This is a genomic window from Ignavibacteria bacterium (assembly GCA_041649015.1).
Lineage (GTDB): Bacteria > Bacteroidota > Ignavibacteria > Tepidaquicellales > Tepidaquicellaceae > CAIKZJ01.
The window spans coordinates 46,013-68,957 of the sequence record JBAZNU010000009.1; the positions used below are offsets into that span (position 1 = coordinate 46,013).

Sequence of the window (22,945 nt, forward strand, 5' to 3'; positions counted from 1 at the left end):
ATAAATTATATAAATATCAAGTCCCGAATTGTTTTCGGGACTTGATCTATATTTCTTATTTGATCAAAACCATCTTACCCGAGAAAACATTGTTGTCTGCTACTAATTTATAAAAATATATACCACTTGAGTATTTACTTGCATTAAATAACAGGGTATGATAGCCGGCATCTAAATACCCATCAACTAAAGTTTCAATTTCTTGTCCGGATATATCATAAATCTTAAGTGTTACAAATGATTTTATCGGTAAACCAAACTTTAAATTTGTTTGTGGATTAAAGGGATTTGGATAATTTCCGAACATTTTAAAATGATCCGGTACATTATTCCCATTATTTATTTTCTTCGAATTCTTTTTATTTAATTCAGATATAGGAAAATTATTATATCTTAACGGATTTGATAATCCATTTAATGTATCTTGCTTTATAGAAATCAAAGATTCCTTATTTATCAGTGCATGAATCCCTTTCGGTGTGTTTTGATTTTGTAAGTAAATTTCGTTGTATTCGGATATCGCTTCGTCGATAAGAGAACGCCTTAATTTTGATTTTATTATGAAATCTTCCGCTAATTCTCTAATCGCTTTTGAATATTTATTGTTATTTTTAATTTGAATAAGATAATTTTGATGGGAAATGTACTGCCCATAGTTTGACTTACTTTTTTCTAAACAATTAAATATATGTGCCAAAGAGTTATATGCGAATATACTGTTTTTAAATTTAATTATTAATTGTTTATATTTTAATATTGCTTGATTGAACTGACCTTCTTTTTCAAGCTTATAAGCTTGTAAAAATAGTAACTCACCCCCTGTTGCATTACTTAAATCTTTAATATACAAGGTATCCATTAATCCAAACCCTACGTCGGATAATTCATAAGAGTCATATCCTGGAACATTTAAACCATCAAAAGTTGGGTCATAAATTATATTACCATTATCAACTAAAAATTTACTTTCTATTGGCTGTTCATCCTGCCAATTATTCAAGGTTCCAGGTAAAAATCTATCTAATGTTGATGGTAAAGTTCCTTTCATGTATAATGCCCCATTAACGACTATAATATTATAGCCGTTATCTAATCCCGGATAGGATTCTTCTGAAAATAAAATACCACAGGATTCAGGGTATCCGTTTAAAATATTATTACCCGATAACCAATTTAAACTATTTCCGGAAATTAGCGGTGCCATAAATGGAAATGAATTTGAATATAATTCAATATTACTTATAGTAGCATTATTAAAGTTGTTTTTTAATAAGTATGGTGACGAATAAAACATGCAAATCGAACTCTTAAAATTATCAACATTATTATTCTTAATTATTCCATTAGAATTATCCAGAAATATTCCATAATCTGAATTATTTGTACCCGTAATTTGGTTACGAGATAAATATGGTGAAGTTTGAATAACATTAATTCCTATCAATGAATTATTAATGTTGTTACCAATGATATTTATATTTTCTGCGGGACAATACTCCAATGAAATACCATTTGAAAATCCATTAGTAATATTTGTTGATTGAATTAAGTTATCTTTAATTAAAATATTTGCAAAGTTAGTGACATTAATAGCATTAGAAAACAACAAAGATGTACTATTTTTTAATGTACAACTTACAATTTCCACACTTTGAGAAATAGTTTCAAGTGAAGTTGTTTGGGTATTTACCCTTATACCATTAGTTGAGTTTTCTACTAAACAATTTTTAAAAGAGCTAATTCCTGCATTTTCAATAAATATTCCATTCCAAGTGGAATTACTATTTAAAGATACAAATTTAGCATAGGATGCACATATTTTTGCTCCATTGCGGATAATTAATTTAGAATTATTTCCTAATTTTATCGTACTATTTGAATCTAATATTAATTCGGTTTCGGGATCTTCAATTATTAATGATTTGTTGTTTGGGATTTCAAAAACACAACTATCGGCTAACTGGATCTTGATACTATCATTAAATATAATATTATCTTGTGACGAAGCACATTGTGGTATTAAATAATTATTAAAACGTATCCATAGTCTTCCTTGAATTATAGCTCCTTGATTGCAAAATTCACCTCCATTGACAAAAATATGTGGTCTGTAAGTATTGTTATTATAAACAACATTTAAATGACTTCCATTTTCAAGTATAAGATGTGTTTTAGAATTTATTATAATTCCAGAATTCAAAAGCATCTCTAAAAATGCTCCATTCTTAACCGTAAAATTAAAATTAGAGTTTTCATAAGGGAAGGGAGTTTCTCCTTCTTCATATCCACGATTGCATGTATAAACAATGCCCTCGTCGAATGATAAAGTTGCAGGAGAATTAATAGTTAAAGGGATCATATGTTTTAATGGATAGTTGTATATCCACGAATTATCTTGATAAGTCGAAATGGGTTTTTTTATCCTTAAATTCAAATTTAAATCCCCCTGTCTATCTTCATAAATATTTGGATCATGAATCCAATTACCATTTTCCTCTTTAATTGGAAATTCATGGTTTTGTCCATAAATATTAGAACAAGGTATTATATGATTTCTATTTGCAAGGAGTCTACAATCAATAGGAAAATTATCATAATTGCAATCTGCAACCGGGAAATCCTCATCTTTCATTTCATAAGGACTATTATTAAGGGCATTTAGTCTTTTAGGTCTTCCATCATCATCATCGGAGTCAGGTCCATTAGGCCTCCAGCATTGAATCTCGCGATATGCGGGTCCATTATTCATATTTACAGTATTATTATAAGGTGGTGTTGCTTTAAGGAATGTATATTCAAAAGTATTATTACCAACAGATATACATAAATCACCAGGTGATTCAGTATTAACATCATAATAATCATATTCAAATGTGCATGTATCTCTGTAGTATTCGTTTCCATATCTGTTTAAATGGATAACTTCTATTTTATATTTTCCCCGACCTATAACGCAACTTGTAGCCCCATCTTTAACAAAATCTAAGGTTGAAATAATCCCGTCGCCAATATTCAAAAGATAATAAAACTTCCTATCTGTTATTGATGGAGTGAATTTGCTTGCTCCAGTTATGTAATCATAATTATTTCGCATAGGCCCAGCACAGATTGTATTCAATGAATAAGAATATAATAAATTATTAGTATTCCTTTTATTGAAAACAATACTTATTGGATATATTTGAACAATTATTTGGTGAGTTGTATTGTTCGTTACCTCCAATTCTCCATTTGTTGCACATGAATGCAGATTATTGTCATAAACAAATGCAAGTAATAATAAAGCTATTATGACAAATTTAATTCTTTTATTAATGTAATCCATAATTATTTTAGTTTTTAAAATTTACAATAAGTTTATAAAGCTATATGAAAATAATGAAACCAAAAATATATTTCAGTTGATATTACTTTTTAACTCACTATATATTACTAATAAAAATTTAAGATCAAGACAATTCAATATTATGGATCCAACAGTAAGTTGGCGGTGTATCCATTTGATACTCCTTTGATTTTAATTAATATGTAAAATAAAAAATGAAAGTTTTAGAAAAACAGAAAAAATAAGTAGTAAGGTTTTTCTTTTCATAATTTTGTAATTTTAGATTTAATTTCCCTTTAAATCCATTTCTCATGTTTTGTAAGTGAAAGTGGTAAGTTCTGTGTTTTTATTTTACCAAAAACATTTTATTTGTTTCTGAAAACCCTTCCGTCATCAGTTGATAAAAATACACCCCGCTTGAATAATTTGAACCATCAAATGTTGTTTCATACGTTCCGGGATTCAGTTTTTCATTCACCAGCGTCTGAACCTCTCTTCCTCTTACATCATATATCTTTATTATCACCTCACTGACCGCTGGCAGATGAAAGCTGATTACTGTTCTCGGATTAAACGGATTCGGATAATTCTGCTCCAGTGAATAACTCTCGGGTATCTCACTGCCTGTCATCCTCACATCACCTAACGGAATTAATTTCCCCGCAGTTTCAAGCATCGAAAATCCCGCAGAATCCTTCGTATAAACCACCCATGACCTTCCAGTCCATGAACCGAGTCTTATCACTCCTGTACTCATCGTCATTACACAATCCGATGTCGAATCACCAACAATAATTGAATCCATCGGAGGCGCTAATACTATTGTCGAATAGATTTTCGTCGAATTTCCCCTTTGACCAATATAAGAAGTAAGCATAGAGTAAAACTGCATCGGCGAGTTTGTTATCATCGGATATATATAATTCTTTAAATTCCTGTAATTCGTTACAGAATTCTGAAGTAATGTAGTATTATTACTATTACTCTCTCGGTATTCATAAACGCCCCACTTCCCGGAATAATTTGTCTCAAATGCTAAAGATATATCATTAAATCCGTTTATAAAATCTGCATTACGGTTATTTCCGAGTGTCGAAATCGTATCTCCCGTAAACACATAATTGCTTTCAGATTTCTTGTAATAAATCGCAAAGTCTCCGTTAGGCTTTTGTCTTTCGTATGCTATAAATAATGGTTGTGTCATGCCTACAGAATTTACTCTCGGATTCCTGCATATTGTTGTGTCGGTTTCAGTGAGATTAGTCGCGTTCAGGACTTGATGAGTCGTGGACTCATAATTCTTAAATATTATATCACCATCTTTTTCATAAACAACACAATAAAAATTCATTGACGATATTTGTGTGTTGTATGAAATGTTTGGCGATCTTTTATTCCCTGCTCCTGTATCAATAGGGTAGGGCATTGACCAGCTTCCGTTCGAATATGTACTCCCGTATATATTGACTCTCGAGTTCTCGACTCTTTCCCAGACAGCCATGGCATTTGTGATTGAATCAGCAACCCAGGATGTTGACTTAAAAGCAAATTTCTGATTCCTGTTTATTACGTTCGAATCACTTGTAATATACCCCACTGTGCTGAATGCGCTGTCATACCCGAATCTCAAATGACAGATATTCGAACCTCCCTGCGGCGTGTGTCTCTCGAATAATAAGAATGACACAAAAAGCAATTCATGATTTATAGTTTTTCTGCTGTCAAACGTCGGATTCTTATCCACATGTCCGCTCGTAACTCTTTGCGTCTTATCCCAGAATGTCGTCTGTCCCTGTGTATCGTTTATTACACAGAAAAACAAAACCACCAAAATTAACCCAATTAATTTTCTCATCCCTAATAATTTAAAATTTTTAAAAGATTGTCATTTCTCTATTTTATCATCCCCGAATGTTCTTATCGGGGATCTCATCACAACAATCCACCTTCCCAACAACTGTCATCCCCGAATGTTTTTATCGGGGATCTAATCACAACAATCCACAACCTCATTCTCCAAAATCTCAATCCGTGTCAATCCGCGTTCTATTGTTCTTTACGTCCTCGTTTCATAATCATTTCAGCAATAACATCCGTTTTGTTTCAGCAAAATTCTTTGTTTGAAGTTTATAAAAATAAACCCCGCTTGAATAATTTGAACCATCAAATGTTGTTTCATACGTTCCGGGCTGAAGTCTTTCGTTTATAAGTGTTTGAACTTCTCTGCCCATCGCATCGTAAATTTTTAGTGTTACTACTGAATTCTGACTTCCGACTTCTGACTTTTGAATATCGAACCTTATCTTCGTCGAAGGATTAAACGGATTCGGATAGTTTTGTGATAATGAATATCCTGAAGGAATATCTGTGGATATGTTATGGATGCTTATGAATTGTGACATTTGTCGACGCCAGGTACCATATCCTCCTGTACCGGCAAAGACGTACCCGTTAGCACTGTATAATATTACAATCAAATGTGTTCCTATCCCCTCATTAATTGATGTCCAGCTTTGCCCTTGATCGTTTGAATAAAATACGTTAGCTGGATTATCTAAAGTTGCTATTACCTGATTCCCGCTTGTAATCACAGAATAAATTGTACTGTTGGTACCGAAGAAAGGGCTTTGAATCCAGGTGGTTCCCGAATTTGTTGAAATCCAGAGTCCATTAAAATTAGTCCCTGCATACATTGTGTTTCCGCTCATAGAGAAACTCTGAATAGATTTTCCGCCTAAACCGAGAAGAGACCAGTTGTATCCCTGATTAGTTGATGTATATAAACCGCCGGAGCCATACTGTCCAAGAAGCGTTTCACCGATTGTTGCAAATAAATGTACTGAACTTTGAAAGGTCTGAGTCCAGCTGATACCGTTATTACTTGAAATATACAGCCCTGAACCCGTACCCGCATAAATATTACTGCCTACAACAAAAAGAGAACTCACATATCCCGTATTCAAAGCAGTTTGAGTCCAGTTAGTACCATTGTTTGAAGAAACCCAAACCCCCTGGTCAGCCCAGGTACCTGCAAAAATATTTGTATTACTGACAGCTAGTGAATGTACTGCTTTATTCAAGGAAGTCTTTGTCCAAAGGTTGCCATTGTTTGAAGTTTTATACAATGTATCACCATCCGCCATATACATTTCTCCACCAAACAGTGCAAAAGCACGTATATATGTAGGGTTAGGGATTCCATTGTTGCATAAAACCCACTGGCTTTGGCAATTCTGAATTAAGAATGTAGTATTCAAAATAATGACAAACCCTAATGTATAAATTATTTTTTTCATTATTCTAAAAATTATTTTGTAAAATTATCCAATTATTTTATTTATCACTCTCATTTCCATTCTTCAAAGCATCCGCTGCCAATCCGCGTTCTATTATTCATCCCTGTTCTATTTCAGCTCTCCGTTGTTACAATTTCTTCCTCTTCACTTACCTTACCACGCTTTTTCTTGTTCTCTCACTTAGATTCTATGCCTATCAACTGACAACTAAAAACTATTTTAGCAATAACATCCGTTTTGTTTCAGTAAAATTCTTTGTTTGTAGTTTATAAAAATAAACCCCGCTTGAATAATTTGAGCCATCAAATGTTGTTTCATACGTCCCGGGATTTATTTTTTCATTCACAAGCGTCTGCAATTCTCTTCCCTGCACATCATAAACCTTTATCATAACATCACTGACCGCTGGCAGCTGAAAGCTGATTACTGTTCTCGGATTAAACGGATTCGGAAAATTCTGCCCCAGCGAATATGAATCAGGCACTTCACTCGATATGCTCTCCGCCCCCGTCAGTAGCGTATCTCCGTACGTAATCCCGTTTAATCTGCAACCTACAAGATTTGTAGTTGAACTCGTAATTTCCCAGGTAGTCACTTGTGTCACCCCGAAATTCTTTGAATATGTTCTGTAAATAATCATTAATCCGTCTTCTTTGAATGTCTTCTGTTTTGTGGGTATGCCGAACACCGAAAAATTTGTCGTGTCGTAACATTGCGATAAATTTTGCCCGCACTTCAAAAGATTATCGCCCTTCTTTGAGCCAAGCGAATCTACATACCTTTCGTTAACTAAATAGTTGTAGGTGTAATTGTTCGCAAGCGCTGTAACCACTCCCGTCGCACTGTTTACCCTGTACCAGTTACCGTATTGATTGAACCCGGGCAGTGACGGAGAAAAATGATAGTATCTCTGTCCGTCAACCATAGAATCTTTTGTAATGCTGACTTTTGACCTTGAGGTAAATGGGGGATATATAGAAGATTCTTCATAAACATAAATATTCCCAACCGCCATCGGAAAATAGTTCGTCACACTCGTATCAGCAACCGACTTCCCGAATACTTTATAAACCGCCTTATTGGTCGAAACATAAAGCGTATCGCCCGTATTCGGATTCTTCACTATTCCCCTAACGTTTAAATCAGGACTGAATGTATTGTTGTATATCGACCACGTGTTTCCCTTGTTGCTCGATTTATAAAGCCCATCATCGCATCCCGCGTAAATCACATTGTTGTTCAAAGGATCAAACTCAATATCATTAACCGCTTTGTTCATCAGCACCGTCCAGTTCGTTCCGTTGTTTGTTGATTTCAGCAATCCCTCCGCCGATGTGTTGCACATATAAATCGCATTCTCGCTGTCATCAAAATATATCTGTACATTGGGAATCCCCGTTCTTATTAACTGAAAATCTGTTCCTCCCGTCGTGCTCCTGTAAAGAGTTGAATATAATCTTGCAAATATTGTATTGCGGTTAAATGTATTAATAAAAAATCTTGAATAGTAAATGCCCTCTGGGATAGTATCCGTACAAAACCAGTTAGCTCCGCGGTTAGTTGTCTTGTGTACATTTCCGACCATAAATTGTGCGCTGTAACCAACATACATTATTGAATCATTAACGGGGTCAATTGCCATACCTCCGCACCAGTTCAATAAAGACCCGGGTATGAATTCATTAGTGGTCAGTCCGTTATTAAAGCTGATAGCCGTGAAATCTGCAGGCTCCCAGTTTGCACCTCTGTATGCATATATGAACAGATTTGTATCCTGTCTCGAAAAAGCAACGTCAAGCAAATAACCAATATAATATCCATATTGAAACGACCAGCTGTTATGAAATCTCCAGTAATGCGCTGTGTCTGAAAAACCATTAAGAGAATAAATATATTTGTAAACATTCCCAAGTCTCATATCATATACATATGGTGGGCTGGCATAACCGCTCCTCTGTACATAAAAATTCTTGTACCCCTCTTGCGGCAGCGGTATCTTGTAAAACCTCATAACTCCCCCCGTATCAAGGTCATATATTCGGATTGTATTCGTGAAAGGAATATTTTGTGCGGTACTTGCTGAAAAAATCAGCAACGTCAAAGTTAAGAGGAAAATTAACTTTTTCATAAAAGTATATTTTAATTTCTCAGAAGCTAAAAATCATCGTTTTTTGAATAAAATATTGCTTCCAATCATATTTACCTATCCTTATCTGGAATTTATAGATTCATAATTTAAATATCAACGGTAAATTATCACATTGTATTGGAAAAGTATCCAAACCTTTCTATGATTCTTATCAAAAGTGCGCACAAAGTGCGCTCAAAGTGCGCATAAAGTGCGCATAATGTTGTCAAAAGTATGTTCCTAATCCCTCATAAAATTAATGTTTTGAGTTATTAGTCCTGTAATCTCAAAAACACGTTATGACTAATTTATGAATTTATATTAATCATTTTTTTGAATAAATTACACTATCACAAATTTTAATTAACATAATAACTATTCGATATGAAAATCTTCATTGATACAGCTAATCTTAATGAGATTAAAGAAGCGGCTGATATGGGTCTGCTTGATGGTGTTACCACTAATCCTTCTCTCGTTGCTAAGGAGGGTCATAAGGATTTTAAATCAATGCTCGAAAAAATCTGTTCAATCGTCGACGGAGATATTAGTGCCGAGGTGGTTTCCACCGATTACGACGGTATTGTCAAAGAGGGTAGGGAACTCGCCAAAATTCATAAAAATATTGTTATTAAGGTCCCGCTTATTAAAGAGGGGCTCAAAGCTGTTAAAACTTTATCGGGTGAAGGTATTAAAACAAACGTTACTCTTTGCTTCTCGCCTTCTCAGGCTTTCCTTGCCGCAAAAGCAGGTGCGTATCTCGTAAGTCCGTTTGTTGGCAGACTCGATGATATTTCCTTCAATGGTATGGAACTTATTTCTCAGATTAGACAGATTTATGATAACTATGACTATCAGACTCAGATTCTAGTTGCCTCTGTTAGGCATCCAATTCATTTCGTCGAATCTTGTATGATCGGAGCTGATGTCTGCACTATGCCGTTCAAAGTTATTGAGCAGCTTGCAAAACATCCTCTGACTGATATCGGTCTCGAGAAGTTTCTCGCTGACTGGAAAAAACTTAATAAATAATTATTATCATGAAAAAGACAGCATTTAATGAGTTACACAAAAAGTACGGAGCTAAGCTAGTTGAATTCGCAGGTTATGAAATGCCTATTCAGTATGAGGGAATTATCGCTGAACATAAAGCTGTTAGAAATTCTGTCGGCGTCTTCGACGTTTCTCATATGGGCGAAGTAGAGATTCACGGTAAAGATGCTTTTGCGTTCGTCCAGAAACTTACTACCAACGATGTCTCTCAACTTTTCAAAGGTAGAATTCAGTATTCATCTATGTGCCTTCCAAATGGTGGTATAGTTGACGATTTGCTCGTTTATCACTGCGGAGAATATTTTATGCTCGTTATAAATGCATCCAATATTGAAAAAGATATTAAATGGATGAAAGAAAATGTCTTCGGTGATGTCGTTATTAAAGATATTTCTGATGATACTTCTTTGCTTGCAGTCCAGGGGCAAAATTCTCTGAAAACTCTGCAAAAACTTACTGATACTGACCTTTCAAAGATTGAATACTATCATTTTGAACCCGGCAAAGTAGCGGGGCAGGATGTTATCATTTCTCGCACTGGTTATACAGGCGAAAAGATTTGCTTTGAAATCTATTCCTCTTCCGATGTTAAGAAATCTGAAGAACTCTGGAATGCAATCTTCGAAGCAGGAAAGGAATTCGATATTAAACCAATTGGACTTGGTGCTCGTGATACTTTAAGGTTGGAATATGCTTTCAGACTCTATGGTAACGATATGGACGAAACTACTAATCCCCTCGAAGCTGGTCTCGGTTGGATAACCAAACTCGATGTAGCTGATTTCAACGGTAAGGACGCTATGCTGAAATCAAAACAGGAAGGTCTTAAAAGAAAACTCGTCGGCTTTATTGTAGACGGCAAAATGGTCGCAAGACACGGACAGGACGTCTATAAAGATGGTGTTAAAATTGGTCACGTTGCAAGCGGTGCTCCTTCTCCGATGTTAGGAAAGAATATCGGCATGGCTTATGTCACTTCTGATTTCTCTAAGAATGGTACCGAAATTGAAATAGATGTTCGCGGCAATAAAATAAAAGCTGTCGTAACTAAGACACCTTTTATTAGTTAATTTATTTGTTTAATTTATTATGAAAAGAGGGGATTCATGAATCCCCTCGTTTATAAAACTTAATTTCGTATTTTGATTAATATTAATGTTTCTCTTTCACAGTTTTTAATTACTGATGACCTTGCTCTAAAGGATAAAAATGTGGTAATCATCGATATACTTCGTGCTTCCTCTACTATCTTAACGGCACTCACTAACGGTGCTAAAGAAATTATCCCTGCTGAGAATGCTTCCGTTGCAGCAAGAATTTCCAAAGGGCTTGGTAATTCTATTTTGTGCGGTGAGCGTAACGGCAAGGTAATAGAGGGCTTTAAATACGGTAACTCACCCTTTGAATACACACCTGAAAATGTAAAAGGAAAATCATTAATATTTTCAACTACTAACGGCACGGTTTCTATAGCTAAAGCTAAGTTCGCTAAGTCTGCTGTTCTCGCTTGCTATCTGAATCTTAATGCTGTAATTAAATACCTTAGCGAACTTAACGAGGATTTTGTAATTGTTTGCTCAGGCAAACTTAACGATTTTTGTATCGAGGACTCAGTTTTTGCCGGTCTGATTATCTCAAGATTGTTTGATTTGAACGGAAAAGAAAAGTATAATATCTTCGATACCGGTTATGCTTGTTATAAACTTGCTAAACTCCTTCTCTATAAAACGGCTAATCCCGAACCAAATAGAATTTATAATATTTTCAAAAAGAGTGAACACGGAAAATATCTTTGTTCACTCGGTTTTGAAGAGGATTTAAAATATTGTTCCATTATCGATATGTTCTCTGGTTTGCCGCAAATTAAAAACGGCATCATTAAACTTAAAGAAACATTCGAGCTCGAAGCAAAAGCTAAATCTAAAATGAAAAGAGTCAACATAAGTAATAAACCGGGTGCCTCTAAAGTATGACCGGCAAAGTCAGATCAAGGAAACGTAATTATAAAACTAATTCCGTAAAAAGAAGGAGTTCTAATAATGATGAATTCAGAATATCGGAAAACTTCAAGATTCGTCTTATTGGATTTCTGCTTTTATTGCTCGGTCTGCTAACAGTTATTGCTGTTTTGGCATATTCAAAATCCGACTCGCAGACTCTTATGCGCTTTTCGTTCTTCGACATGTTCAGGAAAGAAACATACACATCAATTTTTAAAATTTCTAATCCCCTTGGTGTTGCAGGTGCCGTAATTGCTAACTTCGCAATCGATAATCTCTTCGGTTACTTTACCGTCTTGATTCCGGCTACTATGATTATCATCGGGTATTCCCTCTTACGTAGAATCAGTCTTTTCAAACCAATAACAATCTCTGCTTACTTAATCCTTTTGATGTTGCTGCTTTCTGCATCAGCAGGTCTGATAAGGTTTATAGCTGGCACTGATTCAGTTTCAGCTGCTTATTGCGGAGCCGCAGGCAATTATCTGTCTTCAATATTCTATTTTACTATCGGTGGTATTGGTTCTTCTGTGTTATTCCTGATTTTAATTGCTTTGCTCATTATGCTTCTCGTTGATGGAAATATCCTCAGGTCGCTCGCAAGACTCAAAATTTTCTGGGATAAAATTAAAGAAAACTTCTCAAAGGAAAAAGATATTCTTAATACCGTCAAAAATGAAAAACTGGCTGCTAAAGAATCTAAAGAATCAAAAGGTGAAGATGGTATCAGTGCTGCTATAGTCAAAGAAAGAGAAAGAATTAAAAAACTGAAAGGGAATCAAAACGCTGAAAGTGAGCTTATTAAAGATACTGAAATCAATAGACCGGCTTCTGTCATAACTAGTTCTGGCGATGATTCAATGATAATTCCGGGCGGACTTCCTGAAACGGATATTAAAATCAATGATGCCTCTTTAAAGAAAAAGAAGAAGAAATTAGATGATTTGTTAATAAAAACCCCCAAGAAAGAAGAAGTTTCGGAAACCGATATCAATCCTGAGAACTCAAATGAACTTGATGGTCTCGAAAACATGCAGGAAGATGACTTTGTTGAAGAGAAGCTTGAAAACTATAAATACCCTCAGCTCGATATTCTCGAAAATCCAACCAGAGATGAAATTGAAACTATTTCTGATGAAGAGTTAAAGCACAATGGCAAACTGCTTCAGGAAAAGCTTCTAAAGTTTGGCATCGAAATAAAAAGCGTTGCTGCTACACCCGGTCCCGTTGTTACTCTTTATGAACTCATACCTGCTCCTGAGGTTAAACTCTCAAAAATAGAATCACTACAGGATGATATTGCCCTTGCCATGAAAGCAAGAGGTATCAGAATGATTATACCAATACCCGGGAAAGGTACTGTAGGCGTTGAAATACCTAACAGTAAGTCACAAATGGTCAGGGTAAAAGAAGTATTATCATCGTCCAAGTTTAAAGAAAGTACAAAGAAGCTTACCGTTGCATTCGGCAAAACTATCGACGGTGATATTTATGTTGATGACCTCTCAAAGATGCCCCATGTTCTTATCGCAGGTGCTACTGGTTCTGGTAAAAGCGTCGGTATAAATACTATCATAGCTTCATTGCTCTATAAATTGCATCCCTCGGACCTGAAGTTTATTCTCATCGATCCTAAAAAGATAGAACTTAGTTTGTATTCTAAACTCAGAAACCATTTCATCGCAACTTCAAACGATATAAACGAAAGTATTGTGACAAGCTCGAACAATGCTGTTTCCATCCTGAAAAGTGTTGAAATGGAAATGGAACAGCGTTATGATAAACTCGCAAACGCAGGTGTAAGAAACATCGATTCTTATAACGAAAAGTATTCCGAAGGTAAACTCAAAAACAATGAGGTTATTCGTCACAAAAAAATGCCATACATTATTGTTATTATCGATGAACTGGCAGATTTAATGATTACCGCCAAAAGAGATATTGAAGATCCAATTGCCCGTATTGCCCAGATGGCTCGTGCTGTCGGAATTCATCTTATTGTAGCTACACAAAGACCATCGGTTGATGTTATAACAGGTGTTATTAAGGCGAATTTTCCTGTCCGGATTGCCTATCAGGTGGCATCACGTGTTGACTCAAGGACAATTCTTGATATTGGAGGTGCCGACCAGTTATTAAGAAATGGTGATATGCTCTATATGTCTTCTTCAACTCCAAAACCAATCAGAATACAAAACGCCTACATTTCAACAGAAGAATGCGAAAAGATTGTCGAATTTATTTCTCAGCAAAAAGGTTATACCAAACCCTACTTGCTGCCTTCTGTAGTAAATAAAAGAGGTAAAGGCGGTTCTTACAATAATGATATATGGGATGAAATGTTCCCTGACGCTGCACGTTTAATTCTTAAACTGCAAAACTGCTCAACATCCACTCTCCAGAGAAGATTAAAACTTGGTTATGCAAGGGCTGCCCGAATTGTTGACCAAATGGAAGAAGCAGGAATTGTCGGTCCAAATCAGGGTGCTAAAGGACGTGAAATTCTTGTGACTGAAGATGAACTCGAAGAAATTCTTCAAGGTCTTTAATCTATATCCTTCAATAAATTATCCAATAAAGAAGATGCTCCTATCCTGAATAGTTCAGGTTTTAGCCATTCATTCCCAACAATATTCTTTACCAGAGATACATACTGCAAGACTTCCTTTGTTGTTCTTATTCCTCCTGCTGGTTTAAAGCCTACCCTTATACTCGTATTCTCATAATGTTCATTAATAGCATTGAGCATCACGTATGCAGATTCTATCGTAGCGGCAGGACTTATTTTTCCTGTAGATGTTTTTATAAAATTAGCTCCCGCTTCTATTGCTAATACACTTGCATTGTAAATATTCTCGTTGGTTTTAAGTTCTCCCGTCTCAAGGATTACTTTCAAATGTACAGGATGTTTACTCGAATTGCATAATCCTTTAATTTGTTTTATTTCATCCTTAACAAATCCATAGTTACCCGATAGAAACTCACCTCTTGACATAACCATGTCTATTTCTTCAGCGCCCTGCTCTATACAGTATTTTACTTCCTGTAACTTTAAATCCAATGGTACCTGCCCTGAAGGAAAAGAAGTAGCTACTGATGCAGTCTTCAGTCCTGAACCTTTAAGTTTGTTCTTTGTAAAACTTATAAACCTCGGATATATGCATATAGCTGCACAGGATAATCCTGGTATAACTGAAGGCTTCATTCCTTTATCGCATAAGCTTCCGACTTTCTCAAAAGTATCCGAGCCCTCTAATGTAGTTAAATCTATAAATGATACACATTTTTTTGCATAGACTTTTATGTCTTTTGAGATTTCTTCATTCTTTGCAGAAATTTCAGCATTTTTTTTAATATCGGAATCCGAACCAATTATTTCTTTAAACTTACTCATACATTCTTCCTTAAGTTTAATGTTAGTATAATAATAAATTTACAACAATTAATGCCTAAAATGTATTCAAATATTTATAATTCTAAGTAATTACCTTAAAACATCTAATAATCAGTTTAAATATCATTTGTTCTTTACCAAAAAATAGTTAACTTAATTAAAGTTTTAACAATAGTTATTTTATCTTAAACAATGTTTTTCATACTTTTACCTGAAAATTTGCAGAACAGTACATGAAAATATTAAATTTTATTACTTTTGTTATCCTGTCATTTATATTAGCTTCATTACTTTCTTCTTGTACTTCAAGCGACGAAGAAGTAATTGTTGTGCGTGATACGGTTGTAATTACAGTGCAGCCGCCTATCAAAAACCAGATAAGCGTAGAAACAATTAATAAAAGATTCGTTATACAGCTTGCTGCTTTTAATAGAGAAGAAAATGTCAATACCTATGTAAAACAAGCTAAAGAGAAGTTAGGCGAGACTCCCGAAATCAGAAAATATGGGAATCTATTCGTGGTTACAGTGGGAATTTATAACTATGCTAATACTGCACAGGATTATCTGACTGTTGTTAAGTCAAAAGGTTTCAAAGATGCCTTTGTAAAAGCAATCGATTAAATTTATTAATATATATGAAAAGATTATTATTCACTTTACAATTACTAACAGTTTTTTCCATTTCGGTAATCTTAGCTTCTTGTGCTTCTCAGGATGAATGTTGTGACGATATGACAGTCACTATTGTTGAAGAAGAAACTGATACTCTCTACAATAATCAACCGAGAATTGAGACCAGAAATTTCACAGTCCAAATTGGTGCTTTTGCAAATAAATCCTTTGCGGATGAGTTCCTTAAAAATGCAAAACCAAACTTTGGTATAGAAGTAAAAATGATAAAGTCTCCTGACGGTATATATAGAATCTCTTTAGGAGAGTTCTCAACCTTGGATGAAGCAGAGGTTGTGCTTAAGACTGCAGTAAGTAAGGGTTATCTTGATTCTTTCATTCGGGATAGTTCTGGACCAGTATATAAATAAAAATTTGTAAATGGCAATAGATAAGATTATTGATGGAAAAATCATTTCTGATATTATAAAACGTGAAGTAAAAGCGGAAACTCAAACATTAATATCCGAAAAGAATATAATACCCGGACTCGCTTTTATTATTGTTGGTGAGAATCCTGCTTCAAAAGTTTACGTTAAGAATAAAGGCAAGGCTTGTGAAGAAATGGGATTTTATTCCGTAACCTCACACCTTCCCGAGTCAACTTCGGAGCAGGAATTATTAGATTTAATATCACAGTTCAATTCAGATTCAAAAATTCATGGTGTTCTTGTACAACTACCTCTACCTAACCATATTAACGAATCAAGAATTATTGAAGCAATTGATTATCGGAAAGATGTTGATGGATTTCATCCTCAAAATGTTGGACGTCTTTCAATTGGTCAGAGCTGCTTTATTCCCTGTACACCTTTCGGAATATTAGAATTAATAAGACGTTCGGATATTGAAACAAAAGGTAAGAACACCGTGATTATTGGGAGAAGCAACATCGTAGGGAAACCGATTGCCGCTTTATTCTTAAGGAAGAATATTAACTCAACAGTTACTGTTTGTCATAGTGCTACAAAAGATATAAAGCAGTATTCATCTGGAGCTGATATTCTAATCTCAGCGATAGGTAAACCGAATTTCGTAAAGTCAGATATGATAAAAGAAAATGCTGTAATAATTGATGTCGGTATTAATAGAGTTGATGATCCAACATCACCTAAGGGCTCGAAATTAACCGGTGATGTTGACTTTGTAGACTGCTATGATAAAGCTTCAAGAATTACTCCTGTTCCCGGTGGTGTTGGTCTTATGACCATTGCTATGCTTATGAGAAATACCCTCGATTCAGCAACCAATAAGATTTATAAATGAAGCAGGAATACATAACAAAAGTATCATTCTTTACAGGTCATAAATATCTCGATGACTTAATTAATCATATTTACTTAAATGGAATCACTTCTTTTGAAGAACAGGATAATTCTGTCATACTTTATTTAAAGCCTGAAGAAGCCTCGGAAATTATAAATAATGTTGCTGTGAATTTTAAAAGTGGAAACCTTGATATTAGTGTTGAGCATATTAAAAATAGAAATTGGAATGAAGAATGGCAAAAAAGCATTGAACCGATATTTATTGGAAAGCGATTAGTAGTATACCCAACTTGGAAAAGGATTGAAGTAAAAAATTATAAAGACTATATAAAGATTCAGATAGATCCTAAAATGGCTTTTGGTACAGGACACAATGAAACCACGCAGCTTGTACTTGAGTTAATGCTTAAGTATATAAACAAAAAAGATAAATATCTTTTGGATTTTGGTTGTGGCACTGGCATTCTTGCAATAGCAGGTGTTAAGATGGGAATACTTAAAGCAATTGCTAACGATACAGATATTGATTCAATCGATAGCGCTATTGAGAATTTCAAGTTGAACAGAGTGTTTGGTAAAATTAAGTTATACAGGAATACTATCAGCGATTTAAGTGAGAGTGGATTCAATGTTATCTGTGCCAACATTATAAGTTCAGTAATCAAGGAAAATCTTGATTATATGTTTGAAAAATTAAAGTGTAATGGTAAACTATTTCTATCAGGTATTCTCAGAAAAGAGGAAAGAAATTTGATAAATTTTCTAAATAAGAAAAGATTTAGTGTTCTTGAGATTATTCGTAAATCGGAATGGATTGGTGTTTATGCTGTCAAAGATATCAGTAAATAATTTTTATACCGGATTCACTCAAGACCATTTACTTGAAAATTACAAAATATTATTGTCCGGAAAAAAATTTAACCTCGAAAAGATAATTTCTAAAGGGTACGTTACTCCTGATGATAAATGGATTATTGAAGATACAAATGAGTTTGTTATGCTGCTAAAAGGAAACGCGGATTTGTTATTTGAAAACGGACAAAATATTAAACTATCAGAAGGTGATTATTTTGTTATACCAAAAAATACTAAACATAAAGTAACTCGTACATCCAGAAGACCATTATGTTACTGGTTAACGATACATTATAAATAAAACAACTATTATGAAACCATCATTACTTAGCTTCGATTCAAATGGAAAACCAGTTCATTCGAAAGAATATAAAAGACAGAGAATCTTCAATTGGCTTCCTTTGGGTTTAACTTATGCATTTCTTTACATGGCTCGTTACAACCTTACTGTATCAAAGAATGCACTCGGTAGCTTAATGTCCAAAGAAGATTTTGGAATTATTTTTGCCGCGGGCACTATTACTTATGCATTCTCGTTTCTTATAAACGGACCACTTACAGATAAATTTGGAGGCAGAAGGTCTATATTACTCGGTGCTGGAGGTGCTGCTGTAATGAATCTGTTCATGGGCTTATTTCTTTATGGTATATTAAGTCTGGGCTGGAACATGAATCTAACGGTTGCCTTTTCTATTCTTTATGCACTAAACATGTATTTCCAGAGTTTTGGTGCTGTTGCTATTGTTAAAGTAAATTCTTCATGGTTTCATGTCAAAGAACGAGGTGTCTTTGGAGGTATATTTGGAATATTAATTTCTCTTGGATTGTACTTTGCATTTGATTGGAGTCAGTATATTGTGAATTTTGTTGAAAAAATTGATCCCGCTAATCCAAGCTACTGGTTTGTTTTCTGGGTTCCCGCAGCAATTCTCATATTCTGGTTTATTTATGATATCTTAAAGTTAAGAGATTATCCATCGCAGGCAGGTTACTTGGATTTTGATACGGGCGATGCATCTTCGGGAGATGAATCAGAATTCTCCCTTAAAGAAGTTTTTAAGAAAATATTTACAAACAAAGTTATTATAGTAGTTGGTTTGATTGAATTCTGTACGGGTGTTCTAAGAAATGGTGTCATGCATTGGTTTCCAATTTATGCAAAAGAACAACTTATAACAGCCGGTGAAATGGTATCTTCATGGAATTTCTGGCTGAATAACTGGGGCTTGTTGTTAATGGTTGCTGGTGCTTCAGGTGGCATGCTTGCTGGTTGGATGTCCGATAAATTCTTTGGGTCAAGACGTGCACCGGTTGCTGGTATATTATATACCACCTTATTGCTTGCAACTATCGGAATGATTTTTACATTGCATAATAATCCGTGGGGGCTGGGAATCTTGGTGTTTATTATTTCAATAGCAGTTATTGGAACTCACGGAATGTTAAGCGGTACAGCTACTATGGACTTCGGCGGTCGAAAATCTGCCGGTACCGCAGTTGGATTAATTGATGGACTTGTATATTTAGGTACGGGCGTCCAATCTTTATCTTTAGGATTCATAACAAGCTGGAATTGGAATTACTGGCCTGTATTCCTTATTCCGTTTGCTCTCTTGGGTATCTATTTCACAAAAACAATCTGGAATGCATTCCCAAAAGGGAAAACAACTGCACATTAATTGTAAAAATTTTGAATATTTAACTTTATTATACCATTTATTTTTATATTAATAAATAATATATTTCGCTCATTAAATTTAAATAATTTAAAATATATTATTTATATATGTTTATTTTACTTTGTTTAAATGAATCAGATGAATTAAAACAATTAAATTACTAATTTTACACTTAAAGTATAAGAAATAGCTAATATGGCAACCAAGGAACAAAATGCAGCTGGACGAAAAACATCCAATCAACTGCCAATTAACAACATAAAGGAATATTTAACAATAATTCGAAATAACATCGTTCCTATTTTATTGATTTTCATCACAAGTGTAGTTGTAACTATTGTTTATGTTACAAATGCAATAGACATTTTCAAAACTATAACCACTTTGAAAATAACAAAACCTCAAGGAAGTATACTATCTTCTTCTCTTATCCCTGAAGCAGAAAGCTTTCAAAATGATAGATTTATTTCAAATGAAATTGAGATTCTAAAAAGTAATTCTATTAGGGAAAAGGTTTCAACGACTGTACTTGATTCATTCAATGTCATAAATGATAGAAAAAAATTTTATTATGTATTAGGTGAAAAAAATGATCTGAATGACAGTATAATAAGTTATAAAAAACTTACTACACTATTGAATAAAATTGTCTCGATTAATCAAAAGAGGGGGCTTGACATTGTCGAAATCGAAGTAGAAAGCCCTTCAAGTTTTGAAGCAATGATAATAGCTGATATTTACGCTAATGTTTATCAGAAAATTAGTCTTGATTTTAGCAGGAGGGAATTAACAACAATAAGAGAGTTTCTTGCCCTTGAAAAGGATAAAAGATTTAATGATCTCACAACATCTGAAGGAGCTATCCAGGACTATCAACAAAGAGGTGGTATATTATTCTTGGACGAACAATCAAAGAAAATTGTTGACGAATTATCAAATTATCAAGCTGATAGAAATGCTGCAGAGGTGATGTTACAAGCAAGCCAAAAAGCAAGCAATGAAATTAAAGATGAAATGTCGAAAATCGATAAGAGCCTTCTTGATTATTTATCCGGTGAATTAAGTCAATCTTATTTTGAGGAATTGCAGAAGAAAATTGTTGAACTTGAAGTTCAGAGAGATGTTGAGATTTCGGTTTTAACTGATGAGAGATTAAAAGATAAAATATCTAAGGAGTACCAAAGAAAAATTGATCCATTAAAGAAAACTCTTGATGATAAAATAGTAATAATTAAAACAGGGATATTAGCAAATACTCCGCACGAAAAAAGTCTGATTACTCAAAGGCTCTTTGAATCTGAGTTAGATGTCATTAAAAATCGTGCTAAACTAGCACCGTTAAATAAAGTTATTTCAAAAATTGAAGCTCTTTTTAATAAATTACCTGCACAAAGTATTGAGCTTGCTAGACTTGAAAGGAACAGAAAATCATTTGAGAAATTATATTTAACATTAGAAGAAAAATATCAAGAAGCCTTAGTAAATGAAAGAGCTAAACTTGGGAATGTAATCATTATTGATAAAGCACAATTAGCAGATAAACCTTCAAAGCCAAACAGGCAGCTAATTGTAACAGCTGGTGCAATTTTAGGATTAGCACTTGGTGTTGGCTTTGCATTTCTTCGTGATTATCTTGATCGGTCTGTTAAAACACCTGAAGAGATTGAAGGTAAAGGAGTTTCTGTTCTTTCTTGGATACCTTCAATTGAAGAACTAAAAGATCTTGGTTCATCTCAATTAGAATTTATTGTTGCAAACAAACCGAATGCTACTGCATCAGAATCGTTTAAAGCTTTAAGAACCCGAGTTTATTATGCTAAAATTGAATCTCAGTTAAAAACTATTCTTGTTACAAGTTCATTGCCATCGGAAGGCAAAACAACGGTCGCTCTTAACCTTGCCGGAAGTTTTGCTTTAGCAGATAAAAAGGTTCTATTGATAGATTGTGATCTTCGGAAACCACGTATACATGCTATCTTCCAGGCCGAAAGATATCCCGGATTAAGTGATTACTTATTCTCGAATGTCAGTTCAGATGAAATAATTCGTAAAACGAAACTGGAAAACATGGATTTTATTTCGAGTGGAACTATTCCTCCTAATCCATCAGAACTACTTGGTTCGAAACAGATGGTAGATTTTTTACACCATTTTGAAAGTATTTATGATATTATTGTCCTTGATTCTCCGCCTTATATATCAGTTACAGATGCGGAAATTTTATCAAGAATCTCTGATGGTACTATCCTGGTTTGCCGTGCTAATAAAACACCAATGGACGCATTTTTAAGAGCTCATGATAGGATTGTTGAGAATGAGAATCATAAATTCTTAGGTTCCGTTCTGAATAATTTCAGTGTTAAATCTGCCTACGGATATTACTATAATTACTATTATTATTATTCCAAACCTGACAGTCACGCAAAAAAGAAGGTTAAATCTCAAATAAAAGGTTAATATAATTTGAATTTTAAATTATTTATTAAAAAGAATGTTCAGCTTGCTAGATGTCCAAACTGTAATACAATAGCGTCTTTAAGGAGAAGCCGCTCAAGAAATCTTTATGAAAAAGCATTGAAGAAATTAAAAGTTAGTGCTTATTTTTGTCAATCATGCGGATGGAGAGGTAGATTACTATCGTATAAAATAAGCAAAAATTTCTATCAGTTAATTTTTATTTATTTAGCTTCAATGTTTATATCTGGATACATAGTTCTAAAATTTTTAAGAAGCTATTTCGGTTAGATTTAATTTCTGTTATATGGATAAGAAATGGTACGTATTACAGTCTAAACCTCTTAAGGAAAAAAAGGTGTTTGAACAAATACATAAAAAGAACATAGAAGTTTATTTACCTCTAATGGAGACTGTACGTTATTGGTCGGATAGAAAAAAGAAAATAAATGTACCTTTATTTCCCGGATATTTATTTGTATGTGCAGATAAAAATGAAAGGTACAACGCTATTTCAAATACAATAGGTGCTTTGAGATATTTAATGTATCAAAGACGTTTTGCTATTGTCAAAGAGGAAGAGATTAATAATATTCGTATTTCACTTGCAGAGCCTGAAAGGGTTAAAATTGAAAATATAAGTTTAATTGAAGGTGATAAAGTTGAAATCTTACGTGGTATCTTCAAAGGTTTGAAAGGAGTAATTGTTCAATTTCGTGGCAATTACAAGCTAATGGTTAGTATAGTGGAAATGAATACGACTTTTAGTGTTGAATTAAGTAATTCAGATGTAAAACTTTTAAAAAGAATATAGAAATTCAC

The 22,945-nt window shown here is 34.1% G+C and carries 17 protein-coding genes; 12 read left to right on the forward strand and 5 right to left on the reverse strand.

Annotated features, from left to right (window positions below; all coding sequences use genetic code 11):
• Positions 1 to 55: 55 nt before the first annotated feature.
• From WC644_12730 to WC644_12745, 4 genes are all read right to left on the reverse strand, one after another.
• A complete protein-coding gene (locus tag WC644_12730) occupies positions 56 to 3,325 on the reverse strand; it encodes a T9SS type A sorting domain-containing protein (GenBank protein MFA5012800.1) in 3,270 nt (1,089 codons plus the stop codon).
• Positions 3,326 to 3,671: 346 nt separating this feature from the next.
• Positions 3,672 to 5,180 (reverse strand): T9SS type A sorting domain-containing protein, encoded by a 1,509-nt coding sequence (locus tag WC644_12735; protein MFA5012801.1) that lies wholly within the window; start codon positions 5,178 to 5,180, stop codon positions 3,672 to 3,674.
• A 220-nt stretch (positions 5,181 to 5,400) separates the two neighbouring features.
• Positions 5,401 to 6,621 (reverse strand): T9SS type A sorting domain-containing protein, encoded by a 1,221-nt coding sequence (locus WC644_12740; protein MFA5012802.1) that lies wholly within the window; start codon positions 6,619 to 6,621, stop codon positions 5,401 to 5,403.
• 214 nt (positions 6,622 to 6,835) lie between these two features.
• Entirely contained in the window at positions 6,836 to 8,749 is a 1,914-nt protein-coding gene (locus tag WC644_12745; GenBank protein MFA5012803.1) for a T9SS type A sorting domain-containing protein, read from the reverse strand.
• 384 nt (positions 8,750 to 9,133) lie between these two features.
• Here WC644_12745 and fsa point away from each other — a divergent pair, with 384 nt between their 5' ends.
• From fsa to WC644_12765, 4 genes are all read left to right on the forward strand, one after another.
• Positions 9,134 to 9,781 (forward strand): fructose-6-phosphate aldolase, encoded by a 648-nt coding sequence (fsa, locus tag WC644_12750; GenBank protein ID MFA5012804.1) that lies wholly within the window; start codon positions 9,134 to 9,136, stop codon positions 9,779 to 9,781.
• A gap of 8 nt (positions 9,782 to 9,789) precedes the next feature.
• Complete coding sequence (gene gcvT / locus WC644_12755) at positions 9,790 to 10,872, forward strand: glycine cleavage system aminomethyltransferase GcvT (protein ID MFA5012805.1); 1,083 nt, start codon at positions 9,790 to 9,792, stop codon at positions 10,870 to 10,872.
• A 72-nt stretch (positions 10,873 to 10,944) separates the two neighbouring features.
• A complete protein-coding gene (locus WC644_12760) occupies positions 10,945 to 11,775 on the forward strand; it encodes a 2-phosphosulfolactate phosphatase (GenBank protein MFA5012806.1) in 831 nt (276 codons plus the stop codon).
• On the forward strand, positions 11,772 to 14,351 hold the full coding sequence (locus tag WC644_12765) for a DNA translocase FtsK 4TM domain-containing protein (protein MFA5012807.1): 2,580 nt from the start codon (positions 11,772 to 11,774) through the stop codon (positions 14,349 to 14,351). The genes WC644_12760 and WC644_12765 overlap by 4 nt, the downstream gene beginning before the upstream one ends.
• On the opposite strand, the gene deoC is transcribed toward WC644_12765, so the two are convergent.
• Positions 14,348 to 15,196, reverse strand: a complete 849-nt coding sequence (gene deoC / locus WC644_12770; GenBank protein MFA5012808.1) for a deoxyribose-phosphate aldolase — start codon at positions 15,194 to 15,196, stop codon at positions 14,348 to 14,350. The two genes, WC644_12765 and deoC, sit on opposite strands and share 4 nt — an antisense overlap.
• A 233-nt stretch (positions 15,197 to 15,429) precedes the next feature.
• Between deoC and WC644_12775 the strand changes: the two genes are divergently transcribed.
• The 8 genes from WC644_12775 (at position 15,430) to WC644_12810 (ending at position 22,937) form a co-directional block, all read left to right on the forward strand.
• On the forward strand, positions 15,430 to 15,819 hold the full coding sequence (locus WC644_12775; protein ID MFA5012809.1) for an SPOR domain-containing protein: 390 nt from the start codon (positions 15,430 to 15,432) through the stop codon (positions 15,817 to 15,819).
• A gap of 110 nt (positions 15,820 to 15,929) precedes the next feature.
• Positions 15,930 to 16,238 (forward strand): SPOR domain-containing protein, encoded by a 309-nt coding sequence (locus WC644_12780; protein MFA5012810.1) that lies wholly within the window; start codon positions 15,930 to 15,932, stop codon positions 16,236 to 16,238.
• Between the two features lie 10 nt (positions 16,239 to 16,248).
• Positions 16,249 to 17,133 (forward strand): tetrahydrofolate dehydrogenase/cyclohydrolase catalytic domain-containing protein, encoded by an 885-nt coding sequence (locus WC644_12785; protein MFA5012811.1) that lies wholly within the window; start codon positions 16,249 to 16,251, stop codon positions 17,131 to 17,133.
• A complete protein-coding gene (gene prmA / locus WC644_12790) occupies positions 17,130 to 17,984 on the forward strand; it encodes a 50S ribosomal protein L11 methyltransferase (GenBank protein MFA5012812.1) in 855 nt (284 codons plus the stop codon). Before WC644_12785 ends, prmA begins: the two co-directional genes overlap by 4 nt.
• Before the next feature lie 52 nt (positions 17,985 to 18,036).
• Positions 18,037 to 18,291, forward strand: coding sequence for a cupin domain-containing protein (locus WC644_12795; protein MFA5012813.1), 255 nt, complete (start codon positions 18,037 to 18,039; stop codon positions 18,289 to 18,291).
• Positions 18,292 to 18,301: 10 nt separating this feature from the next.
• Positions 18,302 to 19,669, forward strand: a complete 1,368-nt coding sequence (locus tag WC644_12800) for an MFS transporter (GenBank protein MFA5012814.1) — start codon at positions 18,302 to 18,304, stop codon at positions 19,667 to 19,669.
• Positions 19,670 to 19,864: 195 nt separating this feature from the next.
• The gene (locus WC644_12805) at positions 19,865 to 22,126 is read left to right on the forward strand and encodes a polysaccharide biosynthesis tyrosine autokinase (protein ID MFA5012815.1); all 2,262 of its coding nucleotides are present in this window, start codon (positions 19,865 to 19,867) and stop codon (positions 22,124 to 22,126) included.
• A 304-nt stretch (positions 22,127 to 22,430) separates the two neighbouring features.
• On the forward strand, positions 22,431 to 22,937 hold the full coding sequence (locus WC644_12810) for a UpxY family transcription antiterminator (protein MFA5012816.1): 507 nt from the start codon (positions 22,431 to 22,433) through the stop codon (positions 22,935 to 22,937).
• Positions 22,938 to 22,945: the final 8 nt, after the last annotated feature.

Excerpts from the sequence above, each read along its gene's own strand:
- WC644_12765 (MFA5012807.1), top strand. The coding sequence starts at position 11,772 with ATGACCGGCAAAGTCAGATCAAGGAAACGTAATTATAAAACTAATTCC.
- WC644_12735 (MFA5012801.1), bottom strand. The coding sequence starts at position 5,180 with ATGAGAAAATTAATTGGGTTAATTTTGGTGGTTTTGTTTTTCTGTGTA.
- WC644_12805 (MFA5012815.1), top strand. The coding sequence starts at position 19,865 with ATGGCAACCAAGGAACAAAATGCAGCTGGACGAAAAACATCCAATCAA.
- WC644_12800 (MFA5012814.1), top strand. The coding sequence starts at position 18,302 with ATGAAACCATCATTACTTAGCTTCGATTCAAATGGAAAACCAGTTCAT.
- prmA (MFA5012812.1), top strand. The coding sequence starts at position 17,130 with ATGAAGCAGGAATACATAACAAAAGTATCATTCTTTACAGGTCATAAA.
- WC644_12785 (MFA5012811.1), top strand. The coding sequence starts at position 16,249 with ATGGCAATAGATAAGATTATTGATGGAAAAATCATTTCTGATATTATA.
- WC644_12780 (MFA5012810.1), top strand. The coding sequence starts at position 15,930 with ATGACAGTCACTATTGTTGAAGAAGAAACTGATACTCTCTACAATAAT.
- WC644_12740 (MFA5012802.1), bottom strand. The coding sequence starts at position 6,621 with ATGAAAAAAATAATTTATACATTAGGGTTTGTCATTATTTTGAATACT.
- deoC (MFA5012808.1), bottom strand. The coding sequence starts at position 15,196 with ATGAGTAAGTTTAAAGAAATAATTGGTTCGGATTCCGATATTAAAAAA.
- fsa (MFA5012804.1), top strand. The coding sequence starts at position 9,134 with ATGAAAATCTTCATTGATACAGCTAATCTTAATGAGATTAAAGAAGCG.
- gcvT (MFA5012805.1), top strand. The coding sequence starts at position 9,790 with ATGAAAAAGACAGCATTTAATGAGTTACACAAAAAGTACGGAGCTAAG.
- WC644_12810 (MFA5012816.1), top strand. The coding sequence starts at position 22,431 with ATGGATAAGAAATGGTACGTATTACAGTCTAAACCTCTTAAGGAAAAA.
- WC644_12730 (MFA5012800.1), bottom strand. The coding sequence starts at position 3,325 with ATGGATTACATTAATAAAAGAATTAAATTTGTCATAATAGCTTTATTA.
- WC644_12775 (MFA5012809.1), top strand. The coding sequence starts at position 15,430 with ATGAAAATATTAAATTTTATTACTTTTGTTATCCTGTCATTTATATTA.
- WC644_12745 (MFA5012803.1), bottom strand. The coding sequence starts at position 8,749 with ATGAAAAAGTTAATTTTCCTCTTAACTTTGACGTTGCTGATTTTTTCA.